Raw genomic sequence first — 17,958 nt, 5'->3', positions numbered from 1 at the left:
CCGTGACGAATGGCCAAATCCGCTGAGCGATTGGCGCTTTCGAGCAAGGCTGCGGCTACGGAATTCGAATACGTTGGTCAGGCACCTGCCAATGCCCGGAACATCAGATGGAGCTGCGCCTTCTCATGCCTGTGATCGAATCGACCGAAACCTTCCACCCGACGGTGTCCCCTTTTGCGACCGATACCCCCTTGCAGTCGACAAGAGATGTGGACGGCGAGTTCACCCGTCTGATCGATTCCTTGACACGACGCGGATTCCTGGCCGGTGCGGCGGCGCTCGGTACACTAGGCGCACTCTCTGCATGTTCGGGCGAATCCAGCGGCACCGAAGCCTCCGACGAGTGGGTCGACATCGTCGTCGCGGACCAGGCCTACCGCCTCCCGCGGGACCCCAAGCGCGTCGTGGTACTCGAAGCTCGAGGCGCCCTCGATTTTGCACTACTTGCCGAGTACCCGATCGTCGCGACCAATTGGGATCCGAAGTCTCAACTCATGCGCCAGGTACCCGCCGGCGCGGCTCGCCTCGGTGGGACGAACAACGAACCGAATGCCGAATCGATACTGAGCCACGACCCCGATCTTTTGGTCGTCGGGAAAGGCTGGTGGGATTACTACCAGGACAAGGGCCTGCTCGGCACTGACATCGCACCGGTGCTCGTCGTCGACGAGGGCACGACGGGCTCGTCGTGGAAGCAGGCCATGACCGCGCAGCTCACGGCTCTCGATCGCCGCGAAGTCGCCGAACGCGTCATCGCCCGATACAACGCCGAACTTGCGCAAGCGCGGGCCAAGATCGGTGGTCTCCTCGAAGGCAAGTCGATTGCGATCGCCGGCGCAGACAGCGGTCAGATCTGGCTGCAGAACAACACGTTCGCCGTCTCGGTTGCGCAGGACCTCGGCTTGAACGTCTTGACCGACGCTGCCCATGCCGCACCTGATCGGAAGGATTCGACTTTCTACAGCCTCGAGGAGCTTGCGATCTTCGACCAGGCCGACTTCGTCTTGCTACAGAACCCCGACGCTGTGGAGGCCGAGTCGCCCACGTGGAAACGAGTCCGCGCTGTCCAGGACGGCCATGTCGGGCATCTGCGATACGACCTCAACAACGGCCTCGCTCTGACTGCGATGGCCCTGGCCGCTGACATCGCCGAGCAGGTACAGGTCATGCGCTGACGTCTTCGGGATCGCCTTCCGAATCAGAAATCAACCGGATTCTCTGTCATACGAACAGTCGATACTGACTCACTCGGAAACGGATTATGTTGTCACCTGCCCGTGCTCTTCGCACGTCAGAGGGTGTTTCTCCGAACGCCCTGTTTCTCCGAACGCTAGGTGACCAATGACGCAGAACCCGTACTACGGCCAGCAACAACCGGTCGGCCCTCCGCCGGACAACAATCTGGTCTGGGCGATTCTCGTGACAGTGTTCTGCTGCCTCCCGCTCGGCATCGTATCGATCGTCAAATCAAGCCAGGTCAACACTTTGTGGGCGCAAGGTCAGTTCGACGCTGCGCGAAAATCAGCTGACGATGCCAAGAAGTTCGCCTTGTGGTCAGTCGGCGCAGGTGTTGCCGTCGCTGTTCTGTACTTCCTTTTTGTCGTCGTCCTTGCCGGATCGAGTTCCCTGTGACCGCCGACGCCGACCGGCGACACTGATCGACGGCCAAACACCGAACTGCAATGACACCGAATTGTGGTGACACCGAGAACGATGACATATCACGACTCGCCGCACTGAAGGCGCCAGCGGCAGTTGCGTTCACGGCAATTGCGCTGTGCGCCTTCATCTCCTGGAGTGACCCCACCACACCTGGTGGGGTCATTCCCGTTTGTCCGACCAAAGCGCTGTTCAACGTCAATTGTCCCGGTTGCGGTAGCACTCGGATGGTGTACAGCCTCATCCACGGCGATTTCGGTGCAGCGATGCGTTTCAATGCCTTTGGCCTCGTGATGCTGCTTGCACTGGCGTTCACGTACGTCTCGTGGACGACCGCCCGCACCCGTGGAAGACCCGTCATGCTCTGGCATCAGTTGCGCTGGTCACCGGCTGTGATCTTGACACTCGTGTTGATCTGGACGACGGTCCGCATAGCCCCGATCCCGATATTTGCCGGTCTCCGCGTCTAGGCCGGATCTCCTCACACGTCCAAACGGAATACACCTCGCACCTGGCGTACGCCGTTGATCTGCACCTCGACGGCATGTTCGCCGGCGTAGTACTTCCGGGTGCTGATCGGTTTGAAGGAATGCCTCTTCGCGATACGGGCCGGCACCCCGGGTTCCAGCGTTCGTGTTGTCAGTTTGAAGACCTTGGGCGTCGTGGTCCCGTTGGCCTTCACGTGGTGGACGATGTAATCGATCACGACGGTGACGGACTCGCTGCCGTTGTTCGTGACGGCGAAGTCGAAGGTGAGTTCTCCACCCGCATGAACTGTTTCGCGGTCGATGACGAACCCCTCGAGCACGACGTCGGTGGGCGGCGAGAACCCCAAGAGGGACAGAGCATCTGGATCGCCGGCCTTGATCAACGTCCGCAATGCATGTTTGACGATTTTCAGTGTGTTGGAATCCGGTGTCTGCAGCCAACGCTTCGCAGTCGATACTGCGAGCGCAGCGTCAGCACGACTGAGATCGTTGAGATGGTTTGCGACCGAACGTCGTACATATTCCGAATCATCCCGATACAGCTCGTCGAGAATGACGATTGTCGACTCGGGACGCGCCGTCAATTCTTTCACTCGTCTTCCCCAGGGCAAACGAGTACGAGTGCCTTCGGTCGCCAAGCGCCGGACGTGTTCGTCTTCATGGCCGGTCCAGGTGAGTGCGATCGCCAGCGAACGGTCAAGGTTCGTTTCGAGAAATGAGCGAATTGCGAATTCGGCCGTCAGACGCGACGTCAACTCGGCAAGCAGAGCCATTCCCTCGTCGAAATCCGACTCGGAGCCACTTCGTGTCGCCGTGACGGCGACGGCTTCGGTCACCGGCCAGATCATCCAACCGGTGAAGGTCTCTTCTGAAAGCGCACGGCGGATGATCTCGGCGAAGGCCGGAAGATCCTGAGGCAGTTCGGCAGTCATCGCGTCCCGCACAACGCGCGTACGTTCGCCGAGACTCATACCGTCGAATTCGGATGTACTACCCCGAACGAGGGCGAGGCGTGTGTGACCGGAGGCTCGCTCTAGACAGCCTGCCAGATCGGCGACGACGGATTTCCCGAGCAGTTCGTCAGCGGTGGGCATCAGGGGCACACCGTGAGAGCGGAAATCCGATCACCGTCGAGAGTGAAATGGTGATGTAACTGGACGGGGCTTCCGGGAAAATCACCCTCGACCTTCACCGACACGACAACGGCCGAGCCTGGGGTGTTGACCGACTCGATCTTCTGGGTGAAGGTGAACGCCGTCGACACGGCCGACTTCCACGCCACGATTTCTTCGATCCCGACATACGTCCGGCCGTCGTCACGAACCACTGCGTCTTCGGTGAAAACGCCGCGGACGTCGCCGCCGTCGAAATACGCGCGCGCTGCGCCTGGCACCTTCGCTGAGTCGATCATTCGCGAAGAGTACTGCTGGGGTCCGACAGGTTCGGCGAACTCACTGCCCGAGCAGACGCCGCCAACTGAATCTCCATCAACAGCCTGGCCGACGGCTCGGAGAGGTCGGTATCCGTGATCTCCTCGACCCTCTTGATCCGATACCTGAGGGTGTTCGGGTGAATCCGAAGCTGCTCGGATGCACGTCGGACATCGCCCGAATGTGCGAGGTAAACGGAGATGCTTTCGCGCATGTTCGACCCGTTGCGTCTGTCGTAGACGTCCAGGGCGTCGACTCTCGGATCGTGCAGTTGCTCGTCGGCCGCAATGGTGTCCATGATTTCGCCCAGCAGCACCGGTGTGCGCGAGTCCGCGAGGGTGGTCACACGAACATCCCCCGACGTTCCGTCCAAGACCCGATCCACTTCGGCCCGAGCCTGGGCCACCTCCGCAAGCGTCGAAACCGGCGACGAGACCGCGGCCCGTAGCCCCGAAGGCGACACCTTGTCCAAACGCGCGACAACTTCGCGGGTCCACAAGACTGTGGATTTCACGGATTGGGTTCGCGGAAACAGCACATAGATCCGGGTGCCGACGGCACTCACCAGCGATTCACGCTGAAAGGCGCTGGCGTGCAGTCGCAAAGACGACACGAGTTCGCCCGAAGACGGCAGCCCACCGTTTCCGATACTCGCCACTCCGACCACCATCGCCGGTCCGGACATCGGGATGGTCAACGAGGCCGCGAGCGAAGGAACGTCGACACCGCCGCCGCGAACCCCGAGCAACCGCTGAATCTGTATCGCCTCGTTACTCGGCGCGTCTCGGATGCGCGAAATCAGCCGAGCAGCAACGGCCGCGGCACCGCGGAGCACGCTGTCGGCATCGCCGGCAATGGGAACCGGGCCTTCCTGCACCCAGATCGTGCCGAGAAGATCAGAGCTGAAACCGCTCTCCCCCTTGACATTGTCGGATATTCTCCGAATCGGAACCACCAACCGTCGCCTGATCGCAAGGTCGTCGTGAGCGGGCACCTCCACTACGTCGTCGCTTCGCCGCAGGCTCTCGAAGACGCCCCACTCCTGTAGCTTTCTGAGGTATTCGCGAGGTCCTTCGCGGCCGAGGATTGATTGCCGACGTAGCTCGTCCGCAGCATCTCCCGATGCCGAATAGGCCAAGACGTGGGAATGCTCGTCCTCGATGCTGACCATCCCCCGCGTGATTGCGGCGACGTTCTGCGCCAGCTCGAACAAGTCTGTGTCACTCCCGAATACGATGTCGTCCGAATCCTGTCGGGACACCGAATGATCGAGCACGCCCCGGATGGTCGTGAACAATCGATCCCAACGAGCATCCGGATGGACCGCTATCAAGGCGATCCCGGCGCGCTGTGCCGCCGCACGCACCGACGTGTCCGAGGCCTCCTTCGACATGACGGCCCGAGGCGCTGATCCCTTCTGATCGAGGCGGTTCAGCCAGGCCGCCAATTCGGCTGCGCCGATACCGACAGCGAGCCAGAGCTCAGAGGATTCGACGGCCGCGGTTCTGGGGCGCGTGAGGTCCCCGACCTCTGCGAACACCACGGAGTCGACGAAGACGTCATCACCTGACGGCGCGAGGACGAGCTCGACAAAAGCTCCGCCCAGCGCCCGAAGGACCGCGTCGAGCCTGACCCCACGGATAGACACGTACCACCCACTCTCCGGACCGTCGCAACGCCTCAACTTCGAGAATAGTGCATTTTCCTGCGAAAACGGTTCAGCCGATCGGACAAACACGGACACCGATGTTTGGCCGCTCAGCGGATTACTCGCCGACGTCTTTCGACTTGACTGGTTCACGACACAACAACTGCCCACTCCTGAGTCTGCCGAAGGATCGTCATGGACGCCGTTACCAATGTCCCCCACCCAGCCAACGAACCGGTGAACAATTACGCGCCGGGAAGCCCGGAACGATCGCGCCTCCGTACGAAACTGACCGAACTGGCCGAATCGCCGACCGACATCAGGCAGGTCATCGGCGGCATCCACCGAACTGCGGCAGGTAAGCGACAGAACGTAGTTCAACCACACCGTCACAGCTCGGTCATCGGATCGTTTGCGGGCGCAACGCACTCGGATGTTCGTGATGCCATCGACGCCGCTACACTCGCCGCCCCGGCCTGGCGCGACCTCTCGTTCGACGACCGCGCTGCGGTCTTCCTCCGCGCCGCCGATCTACTTTCCGGCCCGTGGCGCGAAACCATCGCCGCCGCAACAATGCTCGGCCAGTCGAAGACCGCATACCAGGCCGAGATCGACGCGCCCTGCGAACTGATCGACTTCTGGCGTTTCAACGTCGCGTTCGCACGTCAGATACTCGCCGACCAACCCGTTTCCGCTCCGGGAGTGTGGAATCGCGTCGAATATCGTCCACTCGAAGGTTTCGTCTACGCGATCACTCCCTTCAATTTCACCGCCATCGCCGGAAATCTCCCCACAGCACCGGCCCTGATGGGCAACACCGTGATCTGGAAGCCGTCACCAACGCAGGCCGTCGCGGCGTACCTGACGATGCAACTACTCGAAGCTGCCGGCCTCCCGCCCGGGGTGATCAATCTTGTTCTCGGCGACGGCCCCTTGGTGTCCGAGGTCGCGCTTGCCGACCCCCGACTGGCGGGTATCCACTTCACCGGATCCACCGCAACGTTCCAGCGTTTGTGGCGTGAGGTCGGAGCCAACATCTCGAACTACCGGACGTATCCGCGTCTCGTCGGCGAAACCGGCGGCAAGGATTTTGTACTCGCACACAGTTCCGCTGACCCGGACGTACTCACGACGGCATTGATTCGCGGGGCCTTCGACTACCAGGGCCAGAAATGTTCGGCCGCATCACGGGCGTTCATCCCGAAGTCGGTGTGGGCCAAGATGGGCGACAGGTTCATCGACACTGTGTCGTCGCTGAAGTACGGAGACGTCACCGACCTGACGAACTTCGGCGGCGCCGTCATCGACCAACGTTCGTTCGACCGAAACGCCGCCGCGATCGTCCGCGCCAAGTCGACCAGCAGCCTCACCATCGCAGCAGGCGGCGACTACGACGACCGTGAAGGATTCTTCATCTCACCGACGGTCCTACTCGGTGACGACCCGAGCGACGAAGCCTTCAGCACCGAGTACTTCGGTCCCATCCTTTCGCTTCACGTCTACGACGACTCCGCACCCAATGCCTACGCCGACATCCTCGCGCGCGTCGACAGCGGATCCGCTTACGCCCTGACCGGCGCCGTGATCGCCACCGACCGTGCGGCCGTCGATCAAGCTCATCATGGCCTGCGGTTCGCCGCCGGAAACTTCTACGTCAACGACAAGCCGACGGGAGCGGTTGTCGGACAACAACCCTTCGGAGGTGCGCGGGCTTCGGGTACCAACGACAAGGCCGGTTCGCCGCAGAATCTGCTCCGTTGGGCGTCGACACGCACCGTCAAGGAAACCTTCGTTCCTCCCACCGATCATCGTTACCCCCACCAAGACGTCGATCCAGCCGAGAGCGAGAACCGTTGATGAGTGCCGTCTCGCTGAGCAACCCACTGCGCCCGGTGCTCCTCGCGGCGGCACGCTCGTCGCGACTGGAGAAGACAGTCTCCGGGATGACCTTGACCCGCAAGCTTGTAGACAGGTTCGTCGCCGGGGACGCGGAACCCGCAGCGATGTCAGCGGTGCGCGACATCCTCACCAGTGGCCGGTTCGTGACGGTCGACTACCTCGGCGAGGACACCACCGATCCGGCTCAGGCAACAGCTACCGTCGATGCCTATCTCTCCCTTCTCCGCTCGTACGCAACGCTTTCCGAGATTGCCGGGACGCAACACTCCCTGGAGGTTTCGCTCAAGCTCTCCGCGTTGGGGCAGTCGCTTCCCGGTGACGGCGAGAAGATCGCCCTGGCGAACGCTCACCGAATCGTCACAGCGGCAGACGAAGTGGGCGCGTGGGTCACCGTCGATGCGGAGGATCACACCACCACCGACTCGACACTGTCCATCGTCGAAGAGTTGCGCCGCGACTTCCCGACGCTCGGCACGGTCCTGCAGGCGTACCTACACCGCACCGAGGCCGACTGCCGGCACTTCTCCGGATCAGGTTCACGAATTCGGCTGTGCAAGGGTGCATACAAGGAACCGGCCGGCGTCGCGTTCCAAAAGGCCGCCGAAGTCGACGCGTCGTACGTGCGTTGCCTGAAGGTCTTGATGGAGGGTGACGGATACCCGATGGTGGCCTCCCACGATCCCACCATGATCGACGCCGCCCTCGGACTCGCCACACTGACCGAGCGGACAGCCGAGGATTTCGAGTTCCAGATGCTCTTCGGCATCCGCGACGGCGAACAACGCAGATTGGTAGCCGAAGGCAATCACCTGCGGGTCTACGTTCCCTACGGCAGCCAGTGGTACGGCTACTTCATGCGTCGCCTCGCGGAAAGACCGGCCAACCTCATGTTCTTCATGCGCTCACTCGCTTCCAACAACTAGACACCGGAAACCGGTGGCAGCGGTGGCAACTCGAGGTTCTCGCGAAAGGTATCGCCGACGTAGTCGGATCCCACGATTCCGCGCTTGCGCAGCTCCGGCAGCAGCCCGTTCGTGACGAAATCGCGTGTACGCGGATCGGCAAGGTCACCGAGCGTGATGACGTCGAGTACGCCCGCGTCGTATCGTTCCTCGATCGCGTCCGCGAGCTGTTCCGGGGTGCCCGCCGCTGCCCAGTGGCCGGTGTCCTTGGACGCGATGATCAACTCACGCAGAGTCTTTCCTTGTGATGCGAGCTTGCCGAAGATCTCGACCCGGCCCCGTCGTCGATTCACCGACGACGGGTCCGGCAACAACGACTCCGGGATCGGCCGATCCAGCGGCAATTCCGAGAAATCCACGTCACCGCCGAACATGTCGGCAAGCCTGGTGCGTCCGGCGTCGAAGTCCGTCGATTCCTCGGCTTCTCTGACCAATCGTTCGACTTCGGCTTCGGTAGCGCCGTACGTTGCGTGGAACGAGCTGAAAATCAGTGGCAGTTCGTCCCCACGCCCCAACTCTGCCGCCCTGGCGCGGATCGTCTTCGTGTAGGTGACCGCGTCCTCGAAGGTTGCGAGAGAAGTGAATACGACCTCGGCGAAGCGAGCACCCAGTTCGATACCTCCGGCAGATTGGCCTGCCTGGAATTGGACCGGACGACGCTGCGGCAGGGATGGAATGTTCAACGGCCCCTGCACGGTGAAGTACTTGCCTCGGTGCTCGATGGGGACCACCCTCGACGGATCTAGCACCGCAGAGCCCTCTCCCCGGATCAAGGCGCCGGGCTTCCAGCTGTCGAAGAGCGCGTTGACCACCTCGAGCGATTCGGCCGCTCGGGCGTACCGCTCCTCCGGACTCGGCAGGTCCAGGTCGCTGTAGTTCTCTTCTCCGAGTGAGGAAGTGACGGCATTCCATGCGGCTCGACCATTGCTGACGTGGTCCAGGGTGCCGAACAACCGTGCCAGGTTGAATGGGTGATGAAACGTCGTCGTGACGGTGGCGATGAGCCCCACATGGGTGGTGACCGCACTCAGCGCGGCAAGGAAGATCAACGGCTCCTGCGCACCGATCGCGCCCTGCGCACCGAAACTCAGCAGGTCGGCGGCAAACAGTCCGTCGATCTTGTTCGCCTCGGCCGTCTTTGCGACGTCGATCGCGGACGCGACCGTCGAAGTCGTCGGATCGATCGCGGCGTCGTAGATACTCACCGCCCCGCTGACACCGGTCACCGTCTTGAGTGGACGCCTACGATCGGCCACCGACCATCCTCCTGGCTTCGCGAAATCTGTTCCGAATTCACAACGCTAGACCGATCCTGGCTCCCGACAAGGTATTCACTCAGCCTGGTTCTATCCCTCCGAACGCCGCTTGGTCACGCCCCGGATTTACGGGCACGATAGGCGGCGACGTGCGCCCTGTTCCCACAGTTCCCGGTGTCGCAGTATCGCTTCGAACGATTGCGCGACAAATCCACGAAGACCGCTTCGCAGTCCGGGGCCTCGCACCATCGCAACCTCGAGAATTCGTCGGTTCGGATCAGATCGAGCACACCCATCGCCGCTTCTGCGGCCATCCGGTCCACCAGTGGCGAATCGTCAGCGGTGACGTGCAGATGCCAGCCGAGGTCGTCGTGCCTGGTGAGCCGCGGCCTCGCGCCCGATTCGAGTAGCAGTGTGTTCACCACCTCGACGGCGTCGTCCACTCCCGCGGCTTCCCAGAACTTTCGCAGTCGTGGACGCAGCGCACGAACCGCCGTCAATTCCTCCGGTGTGCCGTCCCGCCTGCCGGTCCAATGATCCGCGTCGAGAAACCGTGTCAGCTCCTCTTGATCCGGAAGCAGTTCAGCCCCGCCGCGGGCCGTGTTGACCAACGACGCGGCGAAGACGAGCGCCGATTCCGTGTCACCAGCAAAATGCACTTTGACTCCTGAGCTCTATCAACCTAATGTCAGCATCGTAATCGCTTTTACTCCTGACGGGTGACGACGTGAACTCTCGCAACGGCTTGATCTTCGCTCTGCTGTCCGCGGCAACGTTCGGCGTATCGGGCCCGTTCGCGAAATCTCTCATCGAATCAGGGTGGTCCCCCGGCGGCGCAGTGTTCGCGCGCGTTGCCGGCGGCGCACTGGTGATGATGGTGATCGCCGTAGCCACCCAATGGCCTCGCCTACGACAGGTGAGCACCCACACGCGAACGTTACTGCTGTACGGGGTGTTCGCGATCTCGGGCGTTCAACTGTGCTTCTTCAATGCCGTGCAACATCTTTCGGTCGGCGTCGCATTGCTTCTCGAGTACCTTGCACCGATCATCGTCATCGGGTGGGTGTGGATAACCAAGGGCGCGCGTCCGAGCGTGCAGACGCTTCTCGGTGCGGCGGTGGCCTTGATCGGCGCCGCCGTGGTGATCGACGTCTTCGGATCGGCGGAGATCAGTGCCGTCGGAGTCGCCTGGGGACTGGCCGCCGCGGCATGCCTTGCAGTCTATTTCGTCATTTCCGAACGTGCGGACGGTGATCTCCATCCAGTTGTGCTCGCGGCATCGGGGCTCACGGTCAGTGCAGTGGTCATCGGCGCGCTCGGACTCGTAGGCGTCCTCCCCCTCCAGTTCTCGGCCTCGAACGCAGTCGTGGCAGACCATTCGGTGAACGTGTGGCTGCCGGTGGTGGTCCTGGTCCTGGTCAGCACTGTCATTGCCTATCTCACCGGCATCGCCGCGATCACGCTGCTGGGGCCGACAATCGGGTCTCTGGTAGCGCTGACCGAAGTGCTGTGCGCGGTCGTCGCCGCGTGGATCCTGGTCGGGGAATCCGTCACCGCACTCCAAGCTGTAGGTGGCGCAGCAATCATCGCGGGGTTGGTCCTCGCGCGCCTCGGTCAGGTTGCACCGAAACAGATACCGGCCGACCCGATGACAAATGTCATGGCAGAAGAATGACGGACGGACGAGGGATCACGACCTCGAAGCGAGCAGATTCTATGTATGACCTCAACACAGGCACGGCATTCACCACAGGCACTGCATACACGCACTGAAGGATCGGCACACGACGCCGTCCGGTTGACCGGACTTCGCAAGAGTTTCGGAACCGTCGACGCCGTCAAAGGTATCGACCTGAGCATCCGCCCCGGCGAGATCGTCGCGTTCCTCGGCCCGAACGGCGCAGGCAAGACGACAACCATCGACATGATCCTCGGCCTGTCCCGGCCGACGTCAGGCGAGGTGAGCGTCTTCGGAATGTCACCTCGATCGGCGATTGCCCGCGGACTCGTCTCGGCAGTCATGCAGACCGGCGGACTACTGAAAGAGCTGACGGTTGCCGAGACTGTGCAGCTGACCGCCAGCCTGTACTCCCAATCCCGTCCGGTCGACGAAGTGCTGGGGAGAGCCGGAATCCTCGACATCTCCGATCGCCTGGTCAGCAAATGCTCAGGCGGACAACAACAGCGGTTGCGATTTGCGATGGCGTTGCTGTCGAACCCGCAATTGCTCATTCTCGACGAGCCCACCACCGGCATGGACGTCGAAGGGCGTCGGGACTTTTGGTCCGCCATCCGCGCCGACGCAGATCACGGTCGCACTGTGCTTTTTGCGACGCACTACCTCGAAGAGGCCGATGTCTACGCCGACCGCATCATCCTGGTCAGGCAAGGCACCGTGGTCGCAGACGGGACCACCGCCGAGGTCAAGGCGATGGCGTCCGGACGCACCCTGCGCGCGACTGTTCCAGGCATCACCGACGAACTCCTGCGAGCCATACCGAACTCCGACGCCGTCGAGGTGCGCGGTGAGTCACTGCTCGTGCACTCGGGTGACACCGATGCCGTTGCACGGTTCCTGTTGACCAATACCCAGGCTCGCGATCTCGAAATCGTCTCGCGTGGCCTCGAAGACGCATTCATCGCACTCACGTCGAACAACTCCGAAGGACAGAAGTGATGACCACTGCAACCGAAGCGAATACCTACGGAGCCGAGCGAACCGTCGTACCTCTCGGCGGATTCAACACGACGCTACTGCGACTGGAATTTCGTCGCCTGACTCGCAACCGGCGCACGATGATCTTCACGCTCGTCATGCCGGTTGTCTTCTTCCTCGTCTTCGGTCTCGGTCAAGGCGACGACGACCACGGGATCGGGCACGGCAATGTCGCCGCGTACATCATGATCAGCATGGCCCTGTACGGCGCGATGCTGGCCACCACCAGCGGCGGCGCGATGGTCTCGATCGAACGAGCGTCCGGGTGGAGCCGACAACTTCGGCTGACTCCCCTGACCCCGGTCGCCTACATCGCCGTCAAACTGATCATGGCGATGCTGCTCGGTCTCGTCTCGATTCTCGTGGTCTACGTCGTCGGCGCGTTCACCTCAGCGCAGATGGACGGATCACTCTGGTTCACAACGGCATTGATCGCCTGGCTGGGATCGTCGATCTTCGCGGCCTTCGGCCTGTTCATGGGGTACCTACTCCCCAGTGAGAACGTCATGCAGTTGCTCGGACCGGGACTGGCTCTGCTCGCATTCGGCGGCGGACTCTTCGTACCACTCACCGACGGTTCCGTATGGGCGACCATCGCACAGTTCACCCCGATGTTCGGCATCAACGCCCTCGCCCACGCACCGTTGACGGGCAATAGCATTCACTGGACCTGGATCGTCAATATCCTGGTGTGGTTCGCCATCTTCGCCGGCGGAGCGATCTGGCGGTTCCAACGAGATACGGAGCGTGTGTAGTTGTCGCAAACGACTGACCGAGAAGATTCCGTCGCGCTCCCGCGGCGGAGTCGTTTCGGCGTTCTCTTCGCGGCGGTCTGGATGGTATTTCTCGGCGGGCCGCTGATCGAGGGATGGAATCTACGCGACGAACTGCGCGGCTGGACAGGGATTCTCGCGACGATCGCCTTCAGTGCCCTCTACCTCCACACCTTCGCCACAACGCAGCAGCGGCGTCGAATGACGATGACTCGGCCGACGATTCGCGAAGCTGCACTGGCTCTGTCCGCCTTGACCGCGTTGGCCGCTGTGATGATCGTGAGCGTCGGGCCGACAGGTTTGGCAGCAGCACCGTACCTCGCGGTGACAGCGGTGACACTGTTGCCGACCGTCGCCGGCGGCATTCTCGCCTTGGTGTTCGCGGCCTCCGTGGAGATAGTCAGCCTCTCGTCCGGATGGGGGAACTACTCCGGACTCTCACTCGGAGTCTGCGCGGCCGCGTTCGCGACCTGGGGAATCATGTCCCTGATCAGCCGCAACTTCGCCATACTCCATGAACGCGAAGAGCAGGAGCAGCGGGCAATCATGGAGGAGCGAACGAGGATGGCGCGCGATCTGCACGACATCCTCGGGCACTCGCTGACCGTCATCACGATCAAAGCCGAACTGGCCAATCGCCTACTCGATGTCGATATCGAACGTGCGCGCAACGAACTCGACGACCTCGAAAGACTTTCTCGTGACGCGTTGGCAGACGTGCGCTCGGCCGTCGAAGGATTTCGTGGGATTTCGCTACCCGTCGAGATAGCCCGAGCGCGAGAGGCTTTGCGTGCGGCAGGTATCGAAGACGACGTGCCGAGCAGCACCGACATGGTTCCCACGCGTCTTCGGGAACTCTTTGCATGGACGATCCGTGAGGGCGTCACCAACGTCGTTCGACACAGCGGTGCGACCCACTGCCGGATCACGGTCGACGAGAATAGTGCGTCGGTCGTCGACGACGGACGAGGGGCCGAGTCGACGTCTTCCGGAAACGGTCTGATCGGATTGCGCGAGCGCGCCGGAGCGTCGGGCGCACGAGTGATCATCACTCATCCCCAGCCGCAGGGGTTTGCACTTCAGGTAGTCGAACAGGAGACAGAGTGAACAGCCAGGGCGATCGAGCAACCATACGGCTGCTCTTGGCGGACGATCAGGCGCTCGTGCGAGGAGCTTTGGCCGCGCTGCTCGATCTGGAATCCGACCTGTCCGTGGTGGCCGAGGTCGGTCGCGGCGACGAGGTGGTGTCCGCCGTTCTCGAACACCGCCCGGACGTCGCGCTTCTGGACGTCGAGATGCCCGGCATGGACGGAATCGCCGCGACGGCGGCCCTTCGCGAGGCAGCACCCGACACCCGGGTTCTGATCGTCACCACGTTCGGCCGTCCCGGATTTCTTCGTAAAGCCCTGCACGCCGGGGCCGGCGGGTTCGTCGTCAAGGACACCCCCGCCAGGCAGCTTGCCGACGCGGTCAGGCGTGTCCACGCCGGACTGCGCGTCGTCGATCCCACCCTTGCGGCCGACAGCCTCGTCAGCGGCGAGTCGCCCCTGACGGAGCGTGAGACCCAAGTACTGCGCGCCGCTCACGACGGCGCACCCGTGGCAGCCATCGCAGGGGCGCTCTTCCTGTCTGCCGGGACAGTTCGAAATCATCTGTCATCCGCGATGGGTAAGACGGGTGCGTCGACGCGCGCGGAAGCCGTCAGAATCGCCGAGTCGAACGGCTGGCTCTGATCCGCGCGTCTGGAATAGCCTTCCCCGGCAAATAGTTCGCCGTTCGATTCGTGATGGCGATTTGTCCAGATCACTCAAAGTAGGGACCTTCTACCCTAGGGATTTTCCCTGCAAACGACCGCTTCGCGAGAATCCGAAACAGCTAATCGTTCGATACCTGGCTATGATGCAGTTAATTGAATCGACGGAGCCTGTGCGTAGCGGGGGAAGGGACGTCTCATGTCGAACCAGTTCAACGATCGCTTGAACTCGCTGTTCGAGACTGCCGACTTTCACGTCACCAACGCGATGGTCGTTCGCGGCATGACCGAGTTCGGCTGCCGTATCTCCACGCCGTACCTGTCGCAACTGCGCACCGGCGTCCGAACCAATCCGTCACCCGAAGTGGTTGCCGCCCTCGCCCACTTCTTCAACGTCCATCCGGACTACTTCTACGCCCCGTCCGATCACACTCCGCCCGCGATCTCAGGTGGCGAGGCAGACCTCTCCCTCCTCGAACAGCTGCACAACGTGCGCCTGCGGAACCTCACCTCCCGTGTCGTCGACCTCTCACCGTCTTCACAGGATCTGCTTGTCGAAATGGCGGAGAATCTACGTTCCTCCGAAAATCTTCCGCGTGTACCACCGGACTCGAATTCCTACATGTCACGCGCATAGCGCCCTTCGCCGACTCTCCTTGACTGCTCAGGGAGGGTTGGCCTTATGCTGGTCGATGCAGCTGGTTCGCCCGGCACGGTCATGAGGAGCCCCGAAGACCGGTCCCGGCGTCGAAGCTCCGTCAGCGCAAGCTGTCGGGGTGAGAGGGAACCCGGTGAAAATCCGGGACTGTCCCGCAGCGGTAAGCAGGAACGACCGCCGTTCATGTGCACTGGGCATCCGCCTGGGAAGCGACGGCCAGTAGGTTCGATCCAACTCGATCGAGTGCCCGCGAGTCCGAAGACCTGCCGACTGTGTCGGGCACGCCGTGCCCGACGGTCCACCGCCTCGTGGAATGGGCGTGTAGATCTCCATCGGACCTCGTGTGCGGTGCGGGCAGTGCTGCCCGCTGAAACTCGGGGTCTCGTGAGGTGTACCCGTCTGCCGGCAGTGGCCATCAGTGCATTGGCAATCTGGAGAAACTCCGTGACAACAACATTCACTTCGACCGTGCTGGGCTCACCGCGCATCGGTCCTCATCGAGAACTCAAGCGGGCAACCGAAAGCTACTGGGCAGGGCGCATCGACGCCGACGCCCTGCAGGCTGTCGCCCGTGACCTCCGTCGGCAGGGCTTGGCCGACCTCCGTGACCTGGGCCTCGACTCCGTCCCGGTCAATACCTTCTCCTTCTACGACCAGATGCTCGACACCGCAGTTCTTCTCGGCGCGCTGCCCGACCGCGTCGCGTCGGTCGCCGATCCGTTGGACCGCTACTTTGCCGCTGCCCGTGGGACGGACACCATCGCGCCGCTCGAAATGACGAAGTGGTTCGACACCAACTACCACTACCTGGTGCCGGAGATCTCGCCGTCCACCACGTTCGCACTCGACCCGTCCAAGGTCTTGTCCGAACTGGCAGAAGCACTTTCCGACGGCATTGCAGCCCGCCCGGTCGTCATCGGACCGGTCACCTTCCTGCTGCTCTCGAAGGCTGTCGGCACTGACGAGCCGCTGCTCTCGCGACTCGACGAACTACTCCCCCTCTACGCGGATCTACTCGGTCGGTTCGCGAAGGCCGGTGCGAGCTGGGTTCAGCTCGACGAACCGGCCCTCGTGGGCGATCGCACCGATGAGGAAATCGAAGCGGCACGCGCTGCGTACGAACAGCTTTCAGCGCTGTCCGAGCGGCCGTCGATCCTGTTGGCGTCGTACTTCGGTTCGCTGCGTGACGCGTTGCCCGCGCTTGCGTCCACCGGCGTCGAAGGATTTGCCGTCGACCTGGTGGCCGGTCAGGATTCGATCGGCTCCGTACCTGAACTCGCCCGCAAACTAATCGTCGCCGGAGTGGTCGACGGACGAAACATCTGGCGGTCGGATCTGGATTCGGCACTGAGCACGTTGGGTGCTCTGTTGGGCAGCGTGGATACTCTTGCCGTCTCCACATCGTGCTCCCTGCTGCATGTTCCGTACACTCTCGACGCAGAGGCCGATGTCGACAAGGCCCTGCGCTCGTGGCTCGCGTTCGGCACCGAGAAGGTCAAGGAAGTAGTAACTCTCGCAACCGCTCTCACACAGGGCCGAGAGTCGGTGGAGGACGAGTTCGCTCTGGCACGAGCGGCCGCGTCGACCCGCAAGGACGATCGCAGACTCAATGATGCGAGTGTTCGGGGACGCCTGGCCGCCGTGCTGAACTCGGCGACCGGTCGCGCGCCCGCCGCCGAACGTCGCGCTGCCCAGGACGAACTGCTTTCTCTGCCGCCGCTGCCCACGACGACTATCGGTTCGTACCCGCAAACCTCGAAGATCCGCATCGCTCGCGCAGCACTGCGCAAGGGCGAGATCGACGAAGCCGAGTACGTCAACCGTATGCGCGCCGAAGTTGCCGAAGTTGTTGCGCTCCAGGAAAAGCTGGACCTGGACGTTCTTGTTCACGGTGAGCCGGAACGCAACGACATGGTCCAGTACTTCGCGGAGCAGTTGGACGGATTCTTCGCCACCGCCAACGGTTGGGTCCAGTCGTACGGCACCCGCTGCGTGCGTCCGCCGATTCTGTACGGCGACGTCTCCCGCCCGAAACAGATGACCGTCGACTGGATCACGTACGCGCAGTCCCTGACCGACAAGCCGGTCAAGGGCATGCTCACCGGACCCGTCACCATTCTGGCCTGGTCGTTCGTCCGCGACGACCAACCCCTCGCCGACTCGGCAAATCAAGTCGCACTGGCCATTCGAGACGAGACCGTCGACCTGCAGGCCGCCGGAATCGGAATCATCCAGGTTGACGAACCGGCTCTACGAGAACTACTCCCACTGCGTGCCGAGGATCAGCGCGCCTACCTGGACTGGTCGGTCGGCGCCTTCCGGTTGGCTACCTCGGGCGTCGCGGATTCCACCGCGATCCACACGCACCTGTGCTACTCCGAGTTCGGAGCGGTGATCGGCGCCATCGCCGGCCTCGACGCGGACGTCACGTCCATCGAGGCGGCGCGCTCACACATGGAGGTCCTCGACGATCTCAGTTCGGTCGGGTTCGACCTCGGCGTCGGCCCGGGTGTCTACGACATCCACTCGCCGCGGGTGCCGAGCGTCGACGAGATTGCCGAATCCCTGCGTGAGGCACTCAAAGCTGTTCCTGTCGAGCGGTTGTGGGTCAACCCGGACTGCGGTTTGAAGACCCGCGGTTCCGTCGAGGTCGAGGCGTCACTGCGTAACCTCGTCGAAGCCGCGAAGTTGGTACGAGCGGAGCTATAGGGGCAAA

At 62.5% G+C, this 17,958-nt stretch carries 17 protein-coding genes and 1 riboswitch; of the genes, 12 read left to right on the top strand and 5 right to left on the bottom strand.

The genetic code is table 11. From position 1 onward, the window contains the following. Positions 1-125 precede the first annotated feature (125 nt). The 3 genes from ACN50D_RS16685 (at position 126) to ACN50D_RS16675 (ending at position 2,129) form a co-directional block, all read left to right on the top strand. On the top strand, positions 126-1,175 hold the full coding sequence (locus ACN50D_RS16685) for an ABC transporter substrate-binding protein (protein WP_047271198.1): 1,050 nt from the start codon (positions 126-128) through the stop codon (positions 1,173-1,175). 166 nt (positions 1,176-1,341) lie between these two features. Continuing rightward, a complete protein-coding gene (locus tag ACN50D_RS16680; protein WP_003940575.1) occupies positions 1,342-1,632 on the top strand; it encodes a CD225/dispanin family protein in 291 nt (96 codons plus the stop codon). A gap of 50 nt (positions 1,633-1,682) precedes the next feature. Then, complete coding sequence (locus ACN50D_RS16675) at positions 1,683-2,129, top strand: DUF2752 domain-containing protein (protein WP_047270995.1); 447 nt, start codon at positions 1,683-1,685, stop codon at positions 2,127-2,129. 11 nt (positions 2,130-2,140) lie between these two features. On the opposite strand, the gene ACN50D_RS16670 is transcribed toward ACN50D_RS16675, so the two are convergent. Genes ACN50D_RS16670 through ACN50D_RS16660 form a run of 3 tightly spaced genes read right to left on the bottom strand, consistent with a single transcriptional unit; the run spans position 2,141 to position 5,225 of the window. After that, positions 2,141-3,241 carry a DNA alkylation repair protein gene (locus ACN50D_RS16670; protein WP_065351308.1) on the bottom strand — a complete coding sequence of 367 codons (1,101 nt, stop codon included), beginning with the start codon at positions 3,239-3,241 and terminating at the stop codon, positions 2,141-2,143. After that, the gene (locus tag ACN50D_RS16665; RefSeq protein WP_007733586.1) at positions 3,241-3,558 is read right to left on the bottom strand and encodes a nuclear transport factor 2 family protein; all 318 of its coding nucleotides are present in this window, start codon (positions 3,556-3,558) and stop codon (positions 3,241-3,243) included. The genes ACN50D_RS16670 and ACN50D_RS16665 overlap by 1 nt, the downstream gene beginning before the upstream one ends. Next, a complete protein-coding gene (locus ACN50D_RS16660; RefSeq protein WP_211920796.1) occupies positions 3,555-5,225 on the bottom strand; it encodes a PucR family transcriptional regulator in 1,671 nt (556 codons plus the stop codon). The genes ACN50D_RS16665 and ACN50D_RS16660 overlap by 4 nt, the downstream gene beginning before the upstream one ends. 195 nt (positions 5,226-5,420) lie before the next feature. On the opposite strand from ACN50D_RS16660, the gene pruA reads away from it, so the two are divergent. Further along, positions 5,421-7,082, top strand: coding sequence for an L-glutamate gamma-semialdehyde dehydrogenase (pruA, locus tag ACN50D_RS16655; protein ID WP_211920797.1), 1,662 nt, complete (start codon positions 5,421-5,423; stop codon positions 7,080-7,082). Further along, the gene (locus tag ACN50D_RS16650; RefSeq protein WP_047271002.1) at positions 7,082-8,047 is read left to right on the top strand and encodes a proline dehydrogenase family protein; all 966 of its coding nucleotides are present in this window, start codon (positions 7,082-7,084) and stop codon (positions 8,045-8,047) included. The genes pruA and ACN50D_RS16650 overlap by 1 nt, the downstream gene beginning before the upstream one ends. Here the strand turns inward: ACN50D_RS16650 and ACN50D_RS16645 are convergent. After that, the gene (locus tag ACN50D_RS16645; RefSeq protein ID WP_047271004.1) at positions 8,044-9,342 is read right to left on the bottom strand and encodes an NtaA/DmoA family FMN-dependent monooxygenase; all 1,299 of its coding nucleotides are present in this window, start codon (positions 9,340-9,342) and stop codon (positions 8,044-8,046) included. The two genes, ACN50D_RS16650 and ACN50D_RS16645, sit on opposite strands and share 4 nt — an antisense overlap. 113 nt (positions 9,343-9,455) lie before the next feature. Then, positions 9,456-10,001 (bottom strand): CGNR zinc finger domain-containing protein, encoded by a 546-nt coding sequence (locus tag ACN50D_RS16640; RefSeq protein WP_047271005.1) that lies wholly within the window; start codon positions 9,999-10,001, stop codon positions 9,456-9,458. A gap of 68 nt (positions 10,002-10,069) precedes the next feature. Here ACN50D_RS16640 and ACN50D_RS16635 point away from each other — a divergent pair, with 68 nt between their 5' ends. The 7 genes from ACN50D_RS16635 (at position 10,070) to metE (ending at position 17,951) form a co-directional block, all read left to right on the top strand. Beyond that, positions 10,070-11,017 (top strand): EamA family transporter, encoded by a 948-nt coding sequence (locus tag ACN50D_RS16635; protein ID WP_058226147.1) that lies wholly within the window; start codon positions 10,070-10,072, stop codon positions 11,015-11,017. A 45-nt stretch (positions 11,018-11,062) separates the two neighbouring features. Continuing rightward, complete coding sequence (locus tag ACN50D_RS16630; RefSeq protein ID WP_042921758.1) at positions 11,063-12,019, top strand: ABC transporter ATP-binding protein; 957 nt, start codon at positions 11,063-11,065, stop codon at positions 12,017-12,019. Then, the gene (locus ACN50D_RS16625; RefSeq protein WP_019745005.1) at positions 12,019-12,813 is read left to right on the top strand and encodes an ABC transporter permease; all 795 of its coding nucleotides are present in this window, start codon (positions 12,019-12,021) and stop codon (positions 12,811-12,813) included. Before ACN50D_RS16630 ends, ACN50D_RS16625 begins: the two co-directional genes overlap by 1 nt. Next, positions 12,814-13,938 carry a sensor histidine kinase gene (locus ACN50D_RS16620; RefSeq protein WP_211920799.1) on the top strand — a complete coding sequence of 375 codons (1,125 nt, stop codon included), beginning with the start codon at positions 12,814-12,816 and terminating at the stop codon, positions 13,936-13,938. After that, complete coding sequence (locus ACN50D_RS16615) at positions 13,935-14,564, top strand: response regulator transcription factor (protein ID WP_003940330.1); 630 nt, start codon at positions 13,935-13,937, stop codon at positions 14,562-14,564. The genes ACN50D_RS16620 and ACN50D_RS16615 overlap by 4 nt, the downstream gene beginning before the upstream one ends. Positions 14,565-14,783: 219 nt before the next feature. Beyond that, positions 14,784-15,221 carry a helix-turn-helix domain-containing protein gene (locus ACN50D_RS16610; RefSeq protein ID WP_030535308.1) on the top strand — a complete coding sequence of 146 codons (438 nt, stop codon included), beginning with the start codon at positions 14,784-14,786 and terminating at the stop codon, positions 15,219-15,221. Between the two features lie 105 nt (positions 15,222-15,326). Beyond that, a riboswitch (cobalamin riboswitch) is annotated at positions 15,327-15,528 on the top strand. Positions 15,529-15,686: 158 nt separating this feature from the next. After that, on the top strand, positions 15,687-17,951 hold the full coding sequence (gene metE, locus ACN50D_RS16605; RefSeq protein ID WP_211920801.1) for a 5-methyltetrahydropteroyltriglutamate--homocysteine S-methyltransferase: 2,265 nt from the start codon (positions 15,687-15,689) through the stop codon (positions 17,949-17,951). Positions 17,952-17,958: the final 7 nt, after the last annotated feature.

The organism is Rhodococcus sp. SB1D, from assembly GCF_048573875.1.
GTDB lineage: Bacteria > Actinomycetota > Actinomycetes > Mycobacteriales > Mycobacteriaceae > Rhodococcus_F > Rhodococcus_F qingshengii.
This window is presented reverse-complemented; position numbering and strand designations above follow the sequence as displayed.

Coding starts and splice junctions, on each gene's coding strand:
- ACN50D_RS16685 (WP_047271198.1), top strand. CDS start 126: ATGCCTGTGATCGAATCGACCGAAACCTTCCACCCGACGGTGTCCCCT.
- ACN50D_RS16680 (WP_003940575.1), top strand. CDS start 1,342: ATGACGCAGAACCCGTACTACGGCCAGCAACAACCGGTCGGCCCTCCG.
- ACN50D_RS16675 (WP_047270995.1), top strand. CDS start 1,683: ATGACACCGAATTGTGGTGACACCGAGAACGATGACATATCACGACTC.
- ACN50D_RS16670 (WP_065351308.1), bottom strand. CDS start 3,241: ATGCCCACCGCTGACGAACTGCTCGGGAAATCCGTCGTCGCCGATCTG.
- ACN50D_RS16665 (WP_007733586.1), bottom strand. CDS start 3,558: ATGATCGACTCAGCGAAGGTGCCAGGCGCAGCGCGCGCGTATTTCGAC.
- pruA (WP_211920797.1), top strand. CDS start 5,421: ATGGACGCCGTTACCAATGTCCCCCACCCAGCCAACGAACCGGTGAAC.
- ACN50D_RS16650 (WP_047271002.1), top strand. CDS start 7,082: ATGAGTGCCGTCTCGCTGAGCAACCCACTGCGCCCGGTGCTCCTCGCG.
- ACN50D_RS16630 (WP_042921758.1), top strand. CDS start 11,063: ATGACCTCAACACAGGCACGGCATTCACCACAGGCACTGCATACACGC.
- ACN50D_RS16625 (WP_019745005.1), top strand. CDS start 12,019: ATGACCACTGCAACCGAAGCGAATACCTACGGAGCCGAGCGAACCGTC.
- ACN50D_RS16610 (WP_030535308.1), top strand. CDS start 14,784: ATGTCGAACCAGTTCAACGATCGCTTGAACTCGCTGTTCGAGACTGCC.